General features: G+C 46.2%; 20 protein-coding genes. All 20 read left to right on the top strand.

Features of this window, described 5'->3' with window-relative positions; translation table 11 throughout:
• Positions 1 to 331: 331 nt before the first annotated feature.
• The 20 genes from QE357_RS11000 (at position 332) to QE357_RS10905 (ending at position 16,996) form a co-directional block, all read left to right on the top strand.
• Positions 332 to 763, top strand: coding sequence for a hypothetical protein (locus tag QE357_RS11000; RefSeq protein ID WP_309707403.1), 432 nt, complete (start codon positions 332 to 334; stop codon positions 761 to 763).
• A complete protein-coding gene (locus QE357_RS10995; protein ID WP_309707401.1) occupies positions 744 to 977 on the top strand; it encodes a hypothetical protein in 234 nt (77 codons plus the stop codon). Before QE357_RS11000 ends, QE357_RS10995 begins: the two co-directional genes overlap by 20 nt.
• An 18-nt stretch (positions 978 to 995) precedes the next feature.
• Positions 996 to 3,689 (top strand): DUF6371 domain-containing protein, encoded by a 2,694-nt coding sequence (locus tag QE357_RS10990; RefSeq protein ID WP_309711364.1) that lies wholly within the window; start codon positions 996 to 998, stop codon positions 3,687 to 3,689.
• Positions 3,690 to 3,944: 255 nt separating this feature from the next.
• Complete coding sequence (locus tag QE357_RS10985; protein WP_309707399.1) at positions 3,945 to 4,244, top strand: hypothetical protein; 300 nt, start codon at positions 3,945 to 3,947, stop codon at positions 4,242 to 4,244.
• A gap of 16 nt (positions 4,245 to 4,260) precedes the next feature.
• Entirely contained in the window at positions 4,261 to 4,491 is a 231-nt protein-coding gene (locus QE357_RS10980) for a hypothetical protein (protein ID WP_309707397.1), read from the top strand.
• Between the two features lie 12 nt (positions 4,492 to 4,503).
• A complete protein-coding gene (locus QE357_RS10975; protein ID WP_309707395.1) occupies positions 4,504 to 4,809 on the top strand; it encodes a hypothetical protein in 306 nt (101 codons plus the stop codon).
• Between the two features lie 58 nt (positions 4,810 to 4,867).
• On the top strand, positions 4,868 to 5,257 hold the full coding sequence (locus tag QE357_RS10970; protein ID WP_309707394.1) for a DUF3127 domain-containing protein: 390 nt from the start codon (positions 4,868 to 4,870) through the stop codon (positions 5,255 to 5,257).
• A gap of 196 nt (positions 5,258 to 5,453) precedes the next feature.
• The gene (locus QE357_RS10965; RefSeq protein WP_309707392.1) at positions 5,454 to 6,038 is read left to right on the top strand and encodes a hypothetical protein; all 585 of its coding nucleotides are present in this window, start codon (positions 5,454 to 5,456) and stop codon (positions 6,036 to 6,038) included.
• Between the two features lie 179 nt (positions 6,039 to 6,217).
• Complete coding sequence (locus QE357_RS10960) at positions 6,218 to 6,484, top strand: hypothetical protein (RefSeq protein WP_309707390.1); 267 nt, start codon at positions 6,218 to 6,220, stop codon at positions 6,482 to 6,484.
• Between the two features lie 448 nt (positions 6,485 to 6,932).
• Complete coding sequence (locus QE357_RS10955) at positions 6,933 to 7,205, top strand: hypothetical protein (protein WP_309707388.1); 273 nt, start codon at positions 6,933 to 6,935, stop codon at positions 7,203 to 7,205.
• 170 nt (positions 7,206 to 7,375) lie between these two features.
• A complete protein-coding gene (locus tag QE357_RS10950) occupies positions 7,376 to 7,927 on the top strand; it encodes a hypothetical protein (RefSeq protein ID WP_309707385.1) in 552 nt (183 codons plus the stop codon).
• Positions 7,928 to 8,104: 177 nt separating this feature from the next.
• On the top strand, positions 8,105 to 8,692 hold the full coding sequence (locus tag QE357_RS10945) for a hypothetical protein (RefSeq protein WP_309707383.1): 588 nt from the start codon (positions 8,105 to 8,107) through the stop codon (positions 8,690 to 8,692).
• Between the two features lie 7 nt (positions 8,693 to 8,699).
• On the top strand, positions 8,700 to 10,991 hold the full coding sequence (locus QE357_RS10940; protein ID WP_309707381.1) for a hypothetical protein: 2,292 nt from the start codon (positions 8,700 to 8,702) through the stop codon (positions 10,989 to 10,991).
• A gap of 40 nt (positions 10,992 to 11,031) precedes the next feature.
• On the top strand, positions 11,032 to 11,847 hold the full coding sequence (locus QE357_RS10935; protein WP_309707379.1) for a hypothetical protein: 816 nt from the start codon (positions 11,032 to 11,034) through the stop codon (positions 11,845 to 11,847).
• Positions 11,848 to 12,280: 433 nt separating this feature from the next.
• A complete protein-coding gene (locus QE357_RS10930) occupies positions 12,281 to 12,838 on the top strand; it encodes a S49 family peptidase (RefSeq protein ID WP_309707377.1) in 558 nt (185 codons plus the stop codon).
• 33 nt (positions 12,839 to 12,871) lie between these two features.
• Positions 12,872 to 13,348: a hypothetical protein gene (locus QE357_RS10925; RefSeq protein WP_309707376.1), complete on the top strand. Its 477-nt coding sequence runs from the start codon at positions 12,872 to 12,874 to the stop codon at positions 13,346 to 13,348.
• Positions 13,349 to 13,410: 62 nt separating this feature from the next.
• Positions 13,411 to 14,400: a hypothetical protein gene (locus QE357_RS10920; protein WP_309707374.1), complete on the top strand. Its 990-nt coding sequence runs from the start codon at positions 13,411 to 13,413 to the stop codon at positions 14,398 to 14,400.
• A gap of 92 nt (positions 14,401 to 14,492) precedes the next feature.
• Complete coding sequence (locus tag QE357_RS10915; RefSeq protein WP_309707372.1) at positions 14,493 to 15,209, top strand: hypothetical protein; 717 nt, start codon at positions 14,493 to 14,495, stop codon at positions 15,207 to 15,209.
• A gap of 171 nt (positions 15,210 to 15,380) precedes the next feature.
• Positions 15,381 to 16,013, top strand: a complete 633-nt coding sequence (locus QE357_RS10910) for a hypothetical protein (protein ID WP_309707370.1) — start codon at positions 15,381 to 15,383, stop codon at positions 16,011 to 16,013.
• Between the two features lie 311 nt (positions 16,014 to 16,324).
• Positions 16,325 to 16,996, top strand: a complete 672-nt coding sequence (locus tag QE357_RS10905; protein WP_309707368.1) for a hypothetical protein — start codon at positions 16,325 to 16,327, stop codon at positions 16,994 to 16,996.
• Positions 16,997 to 17,123: the final 127 nt, after the last annotated feature.

Below are 17,123 nucleotides of genomic sequence, written 5' to 3'. Positions count from 1 at the left end.
CGGGTTATCAGAGCATACATGACAAAATTCTGTCTAAGCAAAGCAACAGCAGATAATACCCTTAACGGTAGAAGAACACCAGCTAACCCCGAAGAAGTAGTTTTTTTAAGTAAGCTATTTCGATCTGAATTTAAATCAATCACCCTGCCTTAAATCCCTAATAATCATGTATTTATTGATTGCTGGCTTAACTCTGTTTATAACAACGTTATTGAAAGGGAAAAAGCCAAAGCCTGTTATTCGGTCGCGTTACCGTGGCTATCGCGGACGTCGTAAAGAGTCTTAGTACCATTCCTTTCCCTTTCCCTAATAATTTAACGTACCACTCAAAATGAACCTTCTTCAATTTGTCGCCCTACCCGGCGACCAGGTAACTGTTTGTGCCCAAAATAAGGTATCTAATGGCAAAGTCGCTTTCGCTACAGCCGTTCAAATCATTCGTGAGCGGCCAGATGGCACATTAAGAATCTATACCGATACCAGGTACCAGGTCGACATCGATGGCGTATTGATCGAAACCCGCAACTATAATACCTATACGTTCAGCTTGGACGATGTTAAATGTTGGTTTTGGCAGCATGAATTACTGGGCTTTAGCTGCAAAGAGTTACACGAAATCGCCCGTATGGTTAAGTATGCCTTCGATTGTGCCAGCCCTTCCGACATTGATGAATATCGGCTATTATCTCGGATTCTTTTCATTACTGAAGAGTACATCACTAAAGCCCGAAACCCACTCAGCTATGAGCCTAGACGAGCTTAAAACCCACTACTGGAACGGCGACCTAGACGATTTGTCGACGCTGGATCTGTACGAGGCCGAAGCCTTACTGAATACCTGTCTGGCCTATTTCGAAGGTTTGGAACGCACCCTGGTCGATGCTGAAGCAAACGAACGCGATGTCCAGCTACGAATCAAAGACTCGGTGAAAGATTTGCTGATTCACCGAAACATTTTTATCCAGACCTGGCATTAATGCCGCCTTTTCTTATGTCTGAAACCATACCATTTCGTTTTTGAACGCCACCCCAAAAAGAAGGGAACCTGCCCTGGTTGTGGTAAAAAAGGGATGTTCCGATTCTATGAGGATCGGGAAGGAAACCGCCTTTCTGAAGACTTCGGCAAATGTGATCGAACTTCGAAATGTGGCTACTTCGCCCCGCCGTCTGGCGTCATATTCGAAGGAAATACCGACTACGTACCGGAACCCGAACCCGAAATCGTTTTTCCTGAAGGCGACGTACTAAAAAAGATTACCGGCGACCTGGGCAAATGCACTTCGAATTTTCACGCCTTCGCTCGTTCCTTAACAGTTTCAAACGAACACCTGGAACGATGGCTGGTCGGTACCAATGCAAAGGGCATGACGTCTTTTGTAATGAAAAACCGCGATGGCCATGTGATGAATGCCAAATGGATCCGCTATAACGAAAAAGGCAAGCGTGGCCATGACGAATACGACGAATACAGCCTAAAGCAATTGCCAGCGGATTCAGGCCGTAAATATGCCCAGTGTCTTTATGGCGAACACCTTTTGCCCGAAGATAAAGCCATTCCCGTCTGTCTGGTAGAAAGCGAAAAAACGGCCGTTCTAGCGAGTTTTTTCTACCCGGACTATAGTTGGCTTTCCTGTGGATCCGCAAACGGCCTGACGGCCGCTAAAATCACGCCGTTACTGGGCCGAAAGGTCTACTGGTTAGCCGATGCCGATAAGGACGGACGCGAAAAAGCCAGTTCATTAAAGAACCTGATTAAATATCAGGTAAAACACAAGATCGTCGATCTTTTCCCAGAACGAAACGATGGCTGGGATATAGCCGACGGACTGTCAGCGGGCCTTCGTCCTGAACTCAAAGAAGCCATGAATTCGGCCGAATGGGTACGTCTGACCCTCGAAGAAAAACCGAAGGAAGAATCCCCCAAACCCGTAAAGGAAAAGGCCCGTAGACTATCGACGGCGGAAACGTCCGTGGAATACCTTACCCACGACAAATTGATTCGGGTGGCATCTAGCAAAAACTGGGTGACGTGTTGCGATGGGTACCTTTTTTACTTGCGGTATGTGACCGAAGACGAGCAGGAAAACGTTAGTTGGATTATTGAATTTATCCCCTTTCAGGAAGAACATAAATTCACCCTGGAACTCACCAACAAAGAATTCTTATCGCCGGATTCATTCGATGAAGCCATTGCCAGCAGGGGTTTAGCCCTGAACGGTGGCAAGGCCGAACTGAAGCTGATACGGACGTATAATTTTCAAAAGTTTGGGGTTAAGAAAGCCGTTAAGGTCATTCGCTTTGGCTATCACGAACCTAGTAAAACCTACTATTTTTCGAATAAGGCGTTTAATGGCCAGGTGGTGGAACCGGACGATAATAATATCATTCATACCAACGATTTGCACGTCGTTTTACCTAGCCTAAACGACGACATCGACGACCGTTTCGTCTTAACCCAATCACCTATATCATTTGACCAATGGTTCGATTTATACGTGAAAGCTTATTTATGGGATAACGCTTTTTTGCCCGTCTGTTTTTACCTGACCAGCCTATTCCGGGACATCGCTTTAAGTCATAAGAAAATTGCCCCGCTTTTGTACGTCTACGGGGTGGCAGGAACGGGTAAGTCGTCGGTTCTTCGATCTTTAACTAATCTTTTCGGTAAAGAACAACCCGAAATCAACCTGAAGGCCGACAATACCGATGCCGTGGTTCCAAAAATGATTTCGCTGGTTTCGAACGGCCTGGTTCAATTCGATGAAATGACCGACGATTCGAAGTTCCAGGGAATGTTCCAGGCCAGTTATGACAACATTGGCCGGATGCGTACCCCTGATAACGCACGCGGCAAACTGGACTTTGAAAGCATCGAAGTAAAGTCGCTCATTATGCTAACGGCCAACCATATGCCTAAGTACCAGCCATTCCTAGAACGTTGCCTTTTTATGATTAACAACAATAAAAAGAAGACGGAAGACCAGCGGCGAAATTGGGAACAGTTGCAGGAACTAGGACGTGGCGGTCTGGCGGGTATTTCGGTTGAATTGCTTCACCATCGGGACTTGATTAAGAAGGAATATTCAAGGGCTTACAATAAGCTTTTGTTACGCTTCAAAAGCCTATTCGGTGGGGAGATTTACGAACGGAACTTCAATAACGTGACCCAGCTACTAACGGTTGCCTATATACTGAAGGTAAACGGGAAAATCAATTTAGGAATGGAAGTCACTGACGAAACCGACGTGCTGGAAGAATTCGCCCAAATCGCCTATCAGCAGATCATCTTCCAGCATCGTATCCTAAGCGAAAAATCGGCCCTGTCTGAATTTATGGAAATGATCCAGTGGCTATACGATAATAACAAGATCTACGACGGTATTCATTTTCGCTTTGATGGTCACTTCGTTATGTTCCGTTTTTCTTCGATTTATACAACTTTCAAACAGCAGTATTACTTCCAGTACCAGCAACCGGCCCCCACAAAAGACGCCATCGAAGAAGAAATCATCCAGTTCGAAACGCCCCGGCCGAAAGAGGATATTTTCAAAGGAATTCGGTTTCGGGATCCAGACAACCCGGAAGAACAAAAGCTAAAAGACAAGGTAAATCATTCATGCGTAATGACTTACGACCGATTAGTCGAAAGATTTGGTCTAGATCTGACCGCAAAAAAAACGATGAGCTAATGATTTTTCCAGCGAAAAAACTTGCAAAATCCTGACCACACACCACACAGCGACTTAACTTACTAATAATCAATATATTATATAAAATTATGTGTGGTTTTCGTGTGGTTTTCTGTGGTCAGTGTGGTTTTTGTGGTTTGGGTGAACCACACCGAAACCACACGAGAAAACACTTAAACTATTGATTATCAATACTTTTTATCCGTGTGGTCATGTGGTCAGCGTTCGACAGTAGTTTTTTGAAAAAACAACATCATGGCAAAAAATGACGAACCCGAAAAAGTACAAGACGGCGAAAGCTGGGATTTAGGCTTTAAAGTCCGCAAGTATAGCCGCTGGATGGATCAGAAAGGGCGGATTTTCATAGTAATCGACCATACCGTAGAATGGGACTTAAAACGCCAGGAAACGAAAAGCTGGGAAACAATTACGCTGTATAACCTACACCTAACCAAAAATGAGTTACCGATGCCTTTTGAGCGATTTACCCACTATGTCGCCAAAGGAAAATTAGTTCGGTATCTACCTAAACCAGCACCTAAAAACCCTTTTTAATCCATGCCCTTCCAGTATGAAAATTCAACTTGAAATACCAGAACTAACGAGATGGCAGGAAGCCAATGGCCATAACTGGGTAGTGCTGTCAGTCTGGCGAAAAGCCACCAACGGGCCAAACGAAACGATCAAAATGCTTTGGGTAGAAAGCGAAACGGAACACGAATTCCAATACGAAACCATCGTTCGCAACATCGTCAACGGCACTTTAAAACAGGTTCATAGAATCAGTACGATTAACGCTTAATCCTTTCAAAAAATGGAACAAATTACACAAGTCGTAATCACTCAAACCGACGATTTCCCATGTGGGGAATGTCGACGGGCTTTTAATCTGGCTAAGATCCACCAGGACAAAATCAAGTGGGAAACGGCCAAAGACTTCTATCAGGGATTTCTGGAAACGTTTACCCTGGATGTAAAAAATTCCCGGAAAGGATTGGTCGAATTCGGCTGGTTAGAATTCCCTTACAAACTGGGAATTTATCTAAGAAACCAAAAGGGGAAAACGGTATTCGTCGAAATCATTCAGGTACACGTTCGCGACTTCGGTGTTATTGCATAATTACTTTAATTACTTCCAATAAATCATTCATTTCTAATTATTTACTCAATTCTTAATCATGGAACAATTAGCAATTACAGGAAAGTTTTTAGGTGCTGGTAACGCGAAAGAAGTAGGAACAAACGGACTTATTGTTCGGGAATTCTGGCTGGATATTACGGATAATCCCGACTGGCCCAATACGCCCGAATTTCAACTGAAGGGCGATAAAGTTACGCTGGTAGATAACTTGGTGAAGGGTCAGCAAATCAAAGTTACATTCCGCCCAAATGGCCGCAAGTTTACCCGTAAAGACCAAACCACCGGCATTATTACCACCCTGGATGCCTGGAAGATCGAAGTTATCTCGACCCAGTCGGCGGCCATAGCTGGCCGTACACCCACGCCGTCCGCCCAGCCTACCCAAACCCAGCCAGTAGCGGCTGGCAATGACGACTTACCCTTTTAATTGGCTCTTATGCTTACTCAACTATTAGAATTTGCCGATAAGCACCCGGATCAATCATTCATATTTCTGTTAGTGATCTGCGTTTTCTTATACAGCATCGTCAGAGTTATCGCCCGAAGAAATCACTCTGAAGAATAAATCAAACCTCGATGATTCCCTGGCAACAGGGGGCCATCCTAAAAAGGCTAATCAAATAATGAAAGTATTAATTGCTTGTGAATATTCTGGGAAAGTGAGAGATGCGTTTTTGGCGAAAGGTCACGATGCTATTAGTTGTGACATTCTGCCCACTGAATCACCTGGCCCACATTATCAGGGAGACGTTCGGGATATGCTTAACCAGCACTGGGATTTGATTATTGCCCATCCGCCCTGTACGTACTTTTCCAATGCTGGATTACATTATCTCAAGACTCAACCAGGTAGACTTCAAAAGCTTCAAAAGGCATTTGAATTTGTCAAGCTAATATGGAATTATAAATGCTCAGCAGTTTGCATAGAAAATCCTATTGGCTGGTTAAATACAAACTGGAAAAAGCCAGATCAGATAATAAGTCCTTATCATTTTGGCGAACCTCATATCAAGAAAACTTACCTATGGCTCAGAGGGATACCTGAACTTAAGCACACCAATAATATTGGCAAGCCTAACCCGCTAGGTTTTTGCATTAAGAGCAATGGAAGGAGATATAATTACTATTATCACCAGTCCAAATCAGCAAAGGAAAGAGCTAGGTTCTTCGACTGTATCGCCCAGGCAATGGCAGACCAGTGGGGTTAACGATTTTTTCAACACTCTCATTTTATAAGTTTATGATTCGTTTATTCTCTTTAATCTTTTGGTTGCCTATTATTTTAGCCCAAGCGGTGGTCGTATTTGTCTGTTTATTAGTGTCACCTAATGATACCTATAAAGAACTAAAAGACAAAAATGATTTTATCTAACTTAAAATAAAGTATATGGAAATTGAATTCGGGTTAATCGCACCAAAAATAAAAGACCAATTAAAGCGTCAACGAATTGAATTCAACGTAAATAAAATTGGGCAAATTCAAAAAAGTGCCGACGCTATTACCCGGCTTTATTATGACGAGCTAATTGATAAGAAGCTTATCACACGACTAAGGGAAAAGCTTCTGTCAAAAATAAAAGAAGCCACTAGAAGCCCCGGAACGAAACCAACTAGCCGTAGAAATGCCAGTCGACTACAAAAAGTATCATCCTAAATGGTCGCTTATTTCAAAGCTTATTCGATTTAACCCGGGCGGGTAATTGTTGCGAGTTTTGCGGGGTTAGAAACAATGAGCTAATAGTTCGGGATGGGATAAAATATCGCTACGCCACGGACGACGAAACAGGAAAAGTTTTAGCCCATCGCAAGGCTGGAATTAAATACTGGCAAGCCTTAAAAAAAGAAGGATTAACGCGAATTATTTTGACCGTTGCACACTTAGATAGAAACATCGAAAACAACCGATTTAGTAATCTAAAAGCATTGTGCCAATACTGTCATTTAAATTACGATAGACCTGAAAATAATAGGCTTAAATATTACGGCAAGAACGATTCTACCCTAACACTTTTTTAATTAATTAATTAATGGAGAACAATGAGCTTATAAATTTTTGGGTATTCATGGGCTATTGTAAAGAGCGAAACCGTACCGAAACTTTTATGAAAGAATGGCTAAAAAACACTTACAAAACTTTTACTGGATCCATTCAGGAATTTAAAGAAAAAGCCGACTCGGTACTGGCTGATTACATTAAAGAAAACCCTTCGCATGGTAAGGTTTCTATTTCTGAGGTCATTGTTCATGGTCATTTTTTAGACGGATACCCGTGTGGGTGGCACTTTTCAATAGAAGTAAAAGGCAGAAGGCAAAACCCAGGACTTTGGGCGACCCTTCAAAAGAGACCCGAAGAACAGTCGTCCAATGAAGACTAGTAACGCCTGGTTAGGTTTGGATTCTCATATCGAAAACAGATCTAGTAAAGGCCATGAAGTAGTTAAAAAATGCCCCGATGTTACCAGCATCGGGGCCATTCCTTCACCAGTTTTTCGCGTATAGTGATCGGGCATTCCAAAAATACGAACTTTTTTTGAATAGCCCCATCATGCTAATTTCCGTACCCGTCAGACCCCATATTAAGCAATACTTTCAGAGCGAAGCCGCCGCCGGATCTGAACCCATCGAAGTTCGTAGAAACAGCCGGATCGGTCAGATTTTTACGGCGATCTTCGCGGTGTATCCTTTGCATGATGTGGACATGGAGTCTTTGGAACCTAACGAACTTTTGGATGCTCGAAAGCTTCACCTTTTTTTGACGTTCGACGTCAACCCCCAACTCATCACGGATGCCCGTCTATCTCAGTTAGGGCAAGTGCTGGAAGTTTTATTTGAAACGTCTGCCATTGCTTTTTGTAAAGGTCGGATGGACGTATTCAATAGTGCCAACGGGGCGGCCGAACGTTTCTGCCAGGTACATAAAATTACCCCGGCGGAAAACTACACACCAGACGCGGTTCGCAAACTCGTATCACGAAGTACCCCCAAGAGTAGCACCATCCGGGAAAAATTGAGCGTAACCGAAAAACGACAAATCGCGACCTATTCGGAAGAATTACAAATCGGCTCGAAAAAAAATAACGTCCAAGTTTCGGCCTAAAGCGTCCAACTTTGGCCCAATTGCGTCCAAAGTTCGACCTAATTGTCCAACGATTTTTAAGGTTAGAAAATGCCTCTATAAAGGGTGTTTTCTAACCTTTTTTTGTAGGGTTCTGGCCTTTTTTAGGGGTAAATATGAGTCCTACTTTATTAGATAAGGACGGGTAAACTTTAGCGTATGTTTATAAAGACCCTACCCGTGGCAACTGGCCTTACCGTGGCTGAAGGAGAAAGCAACGCGGCCGGCATTTCGCGGCTTCGTTTAATTCCGTCAGACCTTCTAACGGTAGACCTTCCTGACCCGATTCATCAATTCGGGTTGGCTGATTTATTCATTGATTCCAGATCCATCTACCTAAATGATGATGCCGACTTTGTCGACATGGAATTGATACCCGATTACGCTTCGTACTCGGAAGATCCCGCCAGCAATGATAATGGTGCCCTTTATAACTGTAATATCCAGATCGTGATTCCCAAAGATCGCAGAGACGTTACGGCTTGGATCCACCGCAACCGTGAAAAAAGATGGATTGCTTTAATCCAGGATAGAAATGGCAATTGCCGGATGGTCGGCACCATTGACCAGCCCTTAAGCCTATCCGTTAAAAATACCTTGGGGAACAAAACGGGAAGAAACAGTCGAAGCCTGGCATTGAATGCTACTTCGATCATGCCCGCCCTTTACCTGGATTCGGTAGAAAGCAAAGATCTATTTGGCACCTACGAATTTGATTTCTCATTCAGCTACGACTTTAACACTTAATAATGCAATGGTAAACCCTGAAGAAATCCTTCAAAAAATTGAAGAACAAATCCCTAGTTCGCCGCCCGCCCCTGCCAGATCTAATACAGCGGAAAGCATCCGTGACATTCTTTCGGCACTAGTGCAATGGGTCGTTGAAAACGACTATACCCCCCAACACGAATGGGATGGTACGAAAATTCGCTTCGTGCGAGCGGATGGCGTCCCTGGTCAATGGATCGACTTGAAAGGAAGAATAGGAGACATTCCGGCACATAGTTGGGAAGGGACTGTACTTCGATTCCAAAACCCAGATGGAACGACCGGAAATCCGGTAAACTTACAAGGGCCTGGCGGCAAGGGCCTAGCCTGGAAAAATGCCTGGCAACCTAATACGCAGTATTATGAGAACGACGGGGTCGAATACGGCGGTAGCTCCTACCGGGCCAAATCTGATTTTGTATCGGGTTCCGCCTTTAATGCTGTGAACTGGTCACTGATTGCTCAGGGCGGAACTACGGCTGATGGAACCGTAACCCTGGCAAAACTAGAGTACTATATCAGTGCCTTGGTTAGCTTCCTAAGTCAGACCGTAGAGCAAGGAAATCAGCCTTTCAGAGTGTCAGACCAAAATGGGAATCTAGGGGCGGAACTAACTCAAGACGGTTTATTTCGTCTTTTGAAGCTATTTGTTCATTACGGCATTTCGGCGGGATCGGTTACGGCTAGTCAGGTGAACGGGGTAGAATTTGAAAACCATCCTGATTTTTTTGAACTCCTGACGGATAGTTTAGGCAACGTAGCCCATAGCGTTGATATGAAAGGGCGGCAAAAGACCAGGGAGATTACTACCCTAGAGCTGAAGCTTTCAGACAAAGTAAGTTTGCGTTCGGATGGATCGGGCGGGATGGTCTTTAAAAACCTGCTCACTAATCAGGATATTTTTGCCATTTCACCGACTGGCGGCATTGAGCTAAATGATCTGAAGGTATTTGTTAGCTCTGAAGAACAGTTTCCTTTCGCCTATACCGATGCCGCCGGTAACGTAGCCAATGGTTACGACCGCAAAGGGAATCCTTTACTGGGTGGCTCTACAACCACTGCCAAAGGGCCGTTGGGTATTGTGGCTGATGTTTATATCAATGCCCTCATTAGTCAAAGTTTAGGACTCGGAGCGTACGGTTCGCCTGCCTTTACAGCCACGCCCGAACCCTATTTACTTCAGTTCACGAAGGGACCGAGAATGATGGAATTCGATAACGATTCCACCCGCTTTTCGGGTTTGGTTCCCCTGGTCGAAACAGGTAATTCGGGTAATCTGGAAACGCCCTGTAGTTCCTACGCCAGGGCGTTTAAAAAGGCCCTGGCGGCTGACGGATTCGTGATGAATGACACGAACCAACGGCTCGAAATGATTTCGTTTGCTTCAGGTACGTCGGGGGTTACCATCACGGATTTATCGAAAGGTTCAGTGGGTTATCAGCGATTTGTGGACTGTTTGAACGCGGCCAAAAACCTAACCAAAGCTCAGGGTAAAACGATGAACTTGCCCCTGATCTACTGGATGCAGGGAGAACACAACGTCAATGATTCGCAGTCTTCCTACAAAGCAAAAATCCTTCAACTCAAAAAAGACCTGATTGCGGAAGTCAAGGCCATCAATCCTACGCAAAAAAATGAGTTGGTATTTTTGACCTATCAGCTTGCCTTCCACAACGCGGCGAACCCGAATTCCACGCCTTCAGGAGCGTATCCAAATATTGCGTTGGCTTTCCTGGATTTAGCCTTGACAGAACCCGGCTTTTACTTAGGGCCGGTCATGTACCCTTACGTTTACGCGGATAATATCCACCTAAGCGGGCCTTTTGAATACATGAAGGTAGGAGCCTTAGCGGGCTACATTGCCGAGCAGATCATTATGAAGGGGGATTTTAAACCCATTCACGTAAAAGATTACCTCTATGAAGGTAACATTCTAACGCTTCGTTTTCACGTTCCCGTAGCCCCCTTGGTTTTCGATACGGAAACCGTCACCGATCCGGGTAACAAGGGTTTCAGGCTCTTTTCCGGTAGTACTGAGCAAACGATTACGTCGGTAGAAATCACCCGGCCTGATACGGTAAAAATCGTGTGTGTAAATCCTGTTTTAGCGGGAATGAAGTTAACGTATGCGATCAACGGAACTCCTCTTAAATCGGGGCGGACGGAAGGCAGTCGGGGCTGTCTACGGGATAGCCAGGGCAATACCGTCAAGTTTGAGCCTACAGGCTATAGCTTCCGATTGGACAACTGGTGTCCGATCTTCGAAAAGTATCTCTAATCATTTTCACGCACTCAAAATACTTTTAATTCATACTCAAATGGGATTTCAATTAGTTGACAAAACGGCAAGTTTTCCGAATGACTTAGGCAATGTGAATTTGTCTGAAACCTTCATTAAAACCGCTTCGATTACCGACGAGAAGTTTAAGACGGCGTATCGAAACTTTTACACCAGCTTTAAAAAAGCGGGATTCTTTCAAAAGTTTGCCGTGGCTCGTCTGGCCGGGGCGGGAGCGGTAGCGGACTCCCTAAACCTAGTCAACCCCGTTTTAGGGCCAGCGGCCTACCAGGCTACCTTCGTGAACGATAAGCCCGAATATCACACTTCGGCGGGCTGGACTCCAAACAAGGCGGCGGGATCGTATGCCCGTTCGAATTTCCTGATGAAAGGAGACTTAACCAATTTTCACATGCACGTGTGGAATACGGGGCCTGAAGACAGCACGACAACAGAGAACCGTTTCCTACTCTCAGCTCAATCAACCCAAAACTTTTATGTAGCCCTTCAGCGAAACGACCAAAACCGGACGCGGGCGGCGATTGGTTCATATAGCTCTATTAACTATATGACCACGAACGCGATACCCGTGACGCGATTGGGGTTACTTTCTGCTTCCCGAAATGGAAGTGTAGGAAAAATGTATGATGCCGGGGTGGCGATTGTAAATAGCACGATTACCGATACGCCTGTATTGTCGGGTACGGTGGAAATGTTGGAAGGAAGCATCGGTTCATCTGCAAACATTAGTAGTGCAACATTTCGTTTTTGGGGCTACGGGTTTTCGTCCTGGTCAGATACGGATGAAATCACGCTAAGAGACATGATTGCGGCATTCAACGCCGCAATTGCATAATAGCTTTAATTGAAACCAAAAGCCCGGCTGATTCTTCAGCCGGGCTTTTTTTTGTGTCCTATGCCATCGCCATCGGCCGGGGTAATGTTGCGTTTGATTTTATCGCGAAGCAACATTCCTTACCATGATCGAACAGTATTTGTCGGCCAAATGGGCCTTAAATGCCGACTTCCATAACCAGATGGCCGCCCTTGCCTTACGGCGTATGGCCAGCGGTAAAACGCCCTTCGTTGCTGGCGGGGAGATCGCCGGCCCGTACCTAGCCTGGGACGATGAAGACGACGATAGGGACGCCGTCGCTAGTACCGGCTACGAGTGGTTATCTAAGGCCCATACCGATAAAGGCCAGGTCGTTATTATTCCGATTGTAGGCACCATGACCCGGTACGGCGGTCTATGTACCTATGGTTCGGAGACATACGCTAGTTGGATCATGGAAGCTAACCAAGATCCAGCCATTGCCGGAATCGTACTAGAACTTAACACGCCCGGCGGTCAGGTCGACGGTACTGAAATGCTGGGCGAAGTCATCCGCCAAAGTGAGAAACCGATTGTCGCTTTTGTGACGGGCATGGCCGCCAGTGCCGGCTATTGGATCGCCAGTCAGGCCGATTACATCATGCTAGAATCGGAAACGACCGCCGAAGTCGGATCTATCGGCGTTCTGGCCACGCACTACGACTATACCGGATTCCTGGAAAAAGAGGGCTACAAAATTACCATTATCCGGGCGGATGGCTCAGAAGACAAAGCCCTTTTTAACAGCGTCGAACCCCTTTCCGAAGCCGTTCTGGCTGAAACTAAAGAAATCCTGAATACAATTCGCGACACCTTTATCGACATCGTAAAGGCGGGCCGCCCCGGTATTGGAGAAGTCTTCACCGGCAAAATGTACGTGGGCCGTGATGCTCTCAAACTCGGAATGTGTGACGGTTTTGGATACCTGGGCGACGCCGTGGCTAAGGTTCTGGAACTAGCACCAGCAGCGTAATTTTTCACCTTTTTTATACCCTTTTTTCAAGCCATGATTAAGCCACTAGCCAGTCTTTTCGCTAAGAAAGCAGCCGAAAAGAAAAAAGCCGATTCCAGCGAAACGGAAGAAAAGAAAACCAAACCCGACCAGGGCGAAGACGACGAGTTGGAGCCTGACGACGAAGACGAATCGGAAGACGACACCGACGACGAGCAGGAAGACGAATCACAGGACGAACCAAAGAAAAAGTCCGCGTCAGTCGGTAAGAAGGTCGGCAAAAAGGAGGCCGCGATGGTGAGCATCAAAGCCAGCGAGTACGAGAAACTGAAGACTGACGCGTTGGCCTGGAACAAAAACAAAGCCGAATTTGCAGTGCTTCAGGACTGGCATAAGAACGCAAAAGGTGTCGGGGCGACCCATGCGAAGGAAGACGAAAATACCCGTTCGGGCCGTCGCTCAGGGAGCAATTCAGTCGCAGAAAAACCCTGGAATAAAAAGGCTCAGGAACGGGCCGAACAGGTGAAGTAAGCCGCTGACTAGCGGTTTTTTATACATATTCAATCACTTATTTTTCTACTCATTTCTAACAGATGGATTCTTTAAATCTTTCCGATTTTGCCACCTCGCTAACCGACTTTGCCCGCGATAACCGGCTACACATTTTCGCCAGCCTTTTGATTCCAGGTATGGCCGGAATCGCGGGAACGCCGATCTGGGCTATTGAGGACTACATGCAATTGATTCCGGGAAACGATGAAGTTGTTCTTACTCAATTGGCGGTCGCGAATGTGCTTCAGCCCGGCAACAAAGGTTCGTTTAACCCGACTCAAAACGCGGTGAAATTTAAAAATCGCCGTGCTAAAGTTCGCCCCGTAAAAGTCGATTTGGAGTTCACCCAACCGACCATTATGAAAATGTACAAATCGTACATGGGCCAGGTGACAGCAAAGAAAATCGACCCAGAAACGTATCCGCTCGAAGCCTACGTCATTGACGCAGTGATCGCCAAAGCCAAAGAAAACTTGCGGGTTATCTCTCTGTTTAATGGTGTTTACAACGAAAACGGAAATTCGCCCCTGGACATTTTCGACGGTATTTTGACTCAGGTAACAAAAGCCATTGCGGCCGGCAATGTACCCGCCGACAACATCGTCGAAGTGGCCCCCACAACGGGCGAAAACGCGGTAGCGAATCACGAAAAAGTGATTCAGGAAATCCCAGATGCCTATTTCTACGGAAGTGATAGCCTGATTTGTTTGACCAACCGTAAGCTTTTATCCGCCTACGAAACGGATTACCGAAAGAAGTTCGGCACCTTGCCTTACAACACATCGACGGAAAAAGCTTTCATCGACGGAACGAACATTCCGTTCGTTGTGGAACCCGGTCTTTCTACGCTGGAAGAACCCATCTTCACGACGAAAGACAATCTGTGCTATCTCTACGATGACGAAGGCAAGCAGGATTCGCTGGAATTCGATTACAATAAACGTGATCGTAGTCTGGCGTATATGTTGGATTACCAGGCCGGTACGGGTATTGGTGCCGCCGAATTACTGTGGATGGGTCAATCGGCCTAATCTCTTTCCCTGATGCCAGGCTGACCTGGCATCAGGGCTTTCCATCCGTTTATTTTTCTAACGATTCACTTTAAAGTTACCCGTTTACTCCAATGAAAAATTTCAATTTGAAAGAATTAGTCCTGGCCGTTTTTGTTTTTGCGGTCGCTATTGTACTTCCCCAGGAAGCTTTTTCGGCCCTGGCGACGTCGGATCTGGCCAGCCATTTGCCGGCCCTGTTTAGCCCTGAAGCCGCTGGCGGCGTAATGACGGGCCTGGCGTTCGTTTCCCTGGTCAACATCGACGGAAGTTCCGAAGGTCAACCCAACCCCGGCGGTACCCGGAATTTGTACATCATTGCCCGGAAAGACTTTGATGGCGTTTGGCCCAAAGCGGCCGACATCGTAGATGGTGAAATTACGGTGGCTCCCAAACTTTTCGCGGGCAAGAAATTCGCCGAATACGAATTTCCAGACGGAACGTTCGAACTCGCTGACGATGGTGGCGGGGATCCCGGCTTCCAGTCGTATAAGCATACAGCCGACTTTATGCTGGCGGGCTTTGACAAAAAACTGGTGGCTGAATTACGTAAACACCTGAACACGGCGTCGGTAATCATTGGCGAATTAAACGATGGCCAACTGGCCGTTATCGGTTCGTCTGATAATGGTATCTATCTGAAACCTAGCTTCAAGTCTGGGAAGAAAGGTAACGATAAGCGGGGATATACAATCAAGGGAGAACAAGACGGTTTCATGTGGGGTGTTATGCCGCTGAAAGCTGAAATCGCGGCCGCCCTACCCTTACTTTCAGCACCCGTTCAGGTTTAAAGTAAATGCTTAAAAAATACAAGCTGGTCGACGCCTTCGAAGGGGGCGTCGACCACTTGATCGACGGAAGACGCGTTCCCGTTTCTCAGGACATGACGGACGAACAGGCCGAAGTCTTAATCAACGCGGGATTGCCCTATTTCGAAACGATCAAGCAACCAATCGAAGCCAATGGCCAAACAAACGAAAACCACGAAAACGACGAAAACAGCGGAAGCGACATCGTCGATTCACCCGGCGGAAACAGCGACCAGCCAGCCCCAACCAAGCCAGCCCGAAAGCCCAAAGCCAGCCGAAACGCTAACTAATCCCACCGATGAACCAGGTAATCATGTTGGGGCATCCGTCAGCACGAACGACGGCCCTTTTGATAGCGATGGCACCGGCGGCGGTGATCGTGATCGACCCGGAACCGAGCCAACGGGAACCGTTAACGATGGAGGATCTGTTTTTCCTACGGACTCAGCAGATAGTGGAAACGAAGATCCTTCAGGAGGAATTCAACTACTGGCAGAACCTAGTTCAGATGGAAATGACACGGGAAGTACCGGAACCGCCGACACTGGCGATGTGCCCGAAAGTGATACCGCTTCCAGTGATGAGTCAGCACCGGCGGCCGATCCAACGCCGGACACTCAACCGGGAACCACGCAACCCGAAAGGCCGCTAACCTGGGAAGAAAAAGTAAAACGGAAAGCGAAACTGAAGCTTTTGTCTTTGCAAATGGAGTCGGGTTTTCGTGCCCTGAAGGCTTTAAACGAGCAAAAAGAAGCCCAGGAAGACCGTCGTAAAAGTTCAGAATAAAATTTCGTTCTGGATCCTGAGCAGCGGCCCGTTTCCCAACTCATATTTTACAAAAGCGGCCTTTTCAATCAAAAGGCCGCTTTTTTGATAGTCTACTATGGAAGTGAACCTGCCTTTGTTATCCCGCTATTTAAGCGAAGCCGAAATCGAGCCTAAAAAGCTTATTGAGGTATTAAACACGTATTGCGGGGATCTGGTGAACCTGGTGGCCGTAGATTATCCCCCTTACGATTATCCGCTGGAATACCTGGAATGTAAAAGACACCAGGACACCATTGAAGTATTCATCGAAACCCTGAAACGATTATCCCATGACCGAAGCAGAACTGAAGCACCAACGGACGATGGCGAAAGCGAACTACCAGTTGAAGCAGATGGAAGCCCGAAGCGGCAAAGTGAACGCCGAAGACGTAGCCGAAGCGAAGCGGATCTATGAGGCATTAAGGGATTATAAAATCCCGGAACCGTCGGATGAAAAAGACGAAACGCCAGCCCCGAAGCCGGAAATTTTACTGCCTAAAATGGCCCAGGATGAATTTAAGGACGTGCTGGAAGATCTAACGATGCAACGCCATGAAGCCCATCGGCAAATGTGCTTATTGTCGAACACGCTGGCCGACTATCCCGACGATGTAAATGTAAAGGGCGTAGTCGATGAAATCGAAGCCTTTAAACAGCAACGAAACGCCCTGGGCGAAAAGATAGACTACTTGAAAGCAAACCATCGTTTGCCGGCGGAAACCCAAACCCACACACCCCTATTTAGCGACGAAGCCCAAACAGTCTATTTAGATAACTTACCCGTCGACCGTTACGAATTAAATAAGCTTTTGAAAGATTCGCTGATGCCGATGTTATCCAAAGCCCGTAAAAACGCAACGAAGGCCAAAACAGACGTCAAACGGCTTCAATATGAACAAAAGGCCGTCAAGCTCGAATTGGAAATCAAAATCGCAAGGTCGAAACTGGCTTCGATGAGTTAATGACTTTCGTGCAAAAAAATTGCCCGATAAAGCCTTTCAATCCCCTAAAGCCCTAAAAATAGGGCTTTTTTTTGTCCTGTTTTGCCTGTCTGGGTTTCTGTATTCTCGCTGACTGAATACGAAAATT

It is taken from the genome of Siphonobacter sp. SORGH_AS_0500 (assembly GCF_031453245.1).
In the GTDB taxonomy this organism is placed as follows: domain Bacteria; phylum Bacteroidota; class Bacteroidia; order Cytophagales; family Spirosomataceae; genus Siphonobacter.
This window is presented reverse-complemented; position numbering and strand designations above follow the sequence as displayed.

What these genes read in the sequence shown, in the direction of transcription:
- QE357_RS10950 (WP_309707385.1), top strand. Translation starts at nt 7,376, where the DNA reads ATGCTAATTTCCGTACCCGTCAGACCCCATATTAAGCAATACTTTCAG.
- QE357_RS10985 (WP_309707399.1), top strand. Translation starts at nt 3,945, where the DNA reads ATGGCAAAAAATGACGAACCCGAAAAAGTACAAGACGGCGAAAGCTGG.
- QE357_RS10925 (WP_309707376.1), top strand. Translation starts at nt 12,872, where the DNA reads ATGATTAAGCCACTAGCCAGTCTTTTCGCTAAGAAAGCAGCCGAAAAG.
- QE357_RS10910 (WP_309707370.1), top strand. Translation starts at nt 15,381, where the DNA reads ATGGCCAAACAAACGAAAACCACGAAAACGACGAAAACAGCGGAAGCG.
- QE357_RS10915 (WP_309707372.1), top strand. Translation starts at nt 14,493, where the DNA reads ATGAAAAATTTCAATTTGAAAGAATTAGTCCTGGCCGTTTTTGTTTTT.
- QE357_RS10960 (WP_309707390.1), top strand. Translation starts at nt 6,218, where the DNA reads ATGGAAATTGAATTCGGGTTAATCGCACCAAAAATAAAAGACCAATTA.
- QE357_RS10930 (WP_309707377.1), top strand. Translation starts at nt 12,281, where the DNA reads ATGGAAGCTAACCAAGATCCAGCCATTGCCGGAATCGTACTAGAACTT.
- QE357_RS10980 (WP_309707397.1), top strand. Translation starts at nt 4,261, where the DNA reads ATGAAAATTCAACTTGAAATACCAGAACTAACGAGATGGCAGGAAGCC.
- QE357_RS10955 (WP_309707388.1), top strand. Translation starts at nt 6,933, where the DNA reads ATGAAAGAATGGCTAAAAAACACTTACAAAACTTTTACTGGATCCATT.
- QE357_RS10905 (WP_309707368.1), top strand. Translation starts at nt 16,325, where the DNA reads ATGACCGAAGCAGAACTGAAGCACCAACGGACGATGGCGAAAGCGAAC.
- QE357_RS10970 (WP_309707394.1), top strand. Translation starts at nt 4,868, where the DNA reads ATGGAACAATTAGCAATTACAGGAAAGTTTTTAGGTGCTGGTAACGCG.
- QE357_RS10965 (WP_309707392.1), top strand. Translation starts at nt 5,454, where the DNA reads ATGAAAGTATTAATTGCTTGTGAATATTCTGGGAAAGTGAGAGATGCG.
- QE357_RS11000 (WP_309707403.1), top strand. Translation starts at nt 332, where the DNA reads ATGAACCTTCTTCAATTTGTCGCCCTACCCGGCGACCAGGTAACTGTT.
- QE357_RS10975 (WP_309707395.1), top strand. Translation starts at nt 4,504, where the DNA reads ATGGAACAAATTACACAAGTCGTAATCACTCAAACCGACGATTTCCCA.
- QE357_RS10995 (WP_309707401.1), top strand. Translation starts at nt 744, where the DNA reads ATGAGCCTAGACGAGCTTAAAACCCACTACTGGAACGGCGACCTAGAC.
- QE357_RS10935 (WP_309707379.1), top strand. Translation starts at nt 11,032, where the DNA reads ATGGGATTTCAATTAGTTGACAAAACGGCAAGTTTTCCGAATGACTTA.
- QE357_RS10940 (WP_309707381.1), top strand. Translation starts at nt 8,700, where the DNA reads ATGGTAAACCCTGAAGAAATCCTTCAAAAAATTGAAGAACAAATCCCT.
- QE357_RS10945 (WP_309707383.1), top strand. Translation starts at nt 8,105, where the DNA reads ATGTTTATAAAGACCCTACCCGTGGCAACTGGCCTTACCGTGGCTGAA.
- QE357_RS10920 (WP_309707374.1), top strand. Translation starts at nt 13,411, where the DNA reads ATGGATTCTTTAAATCTTTCCGATTTTGCCACCTCGCTAACCGACTTT.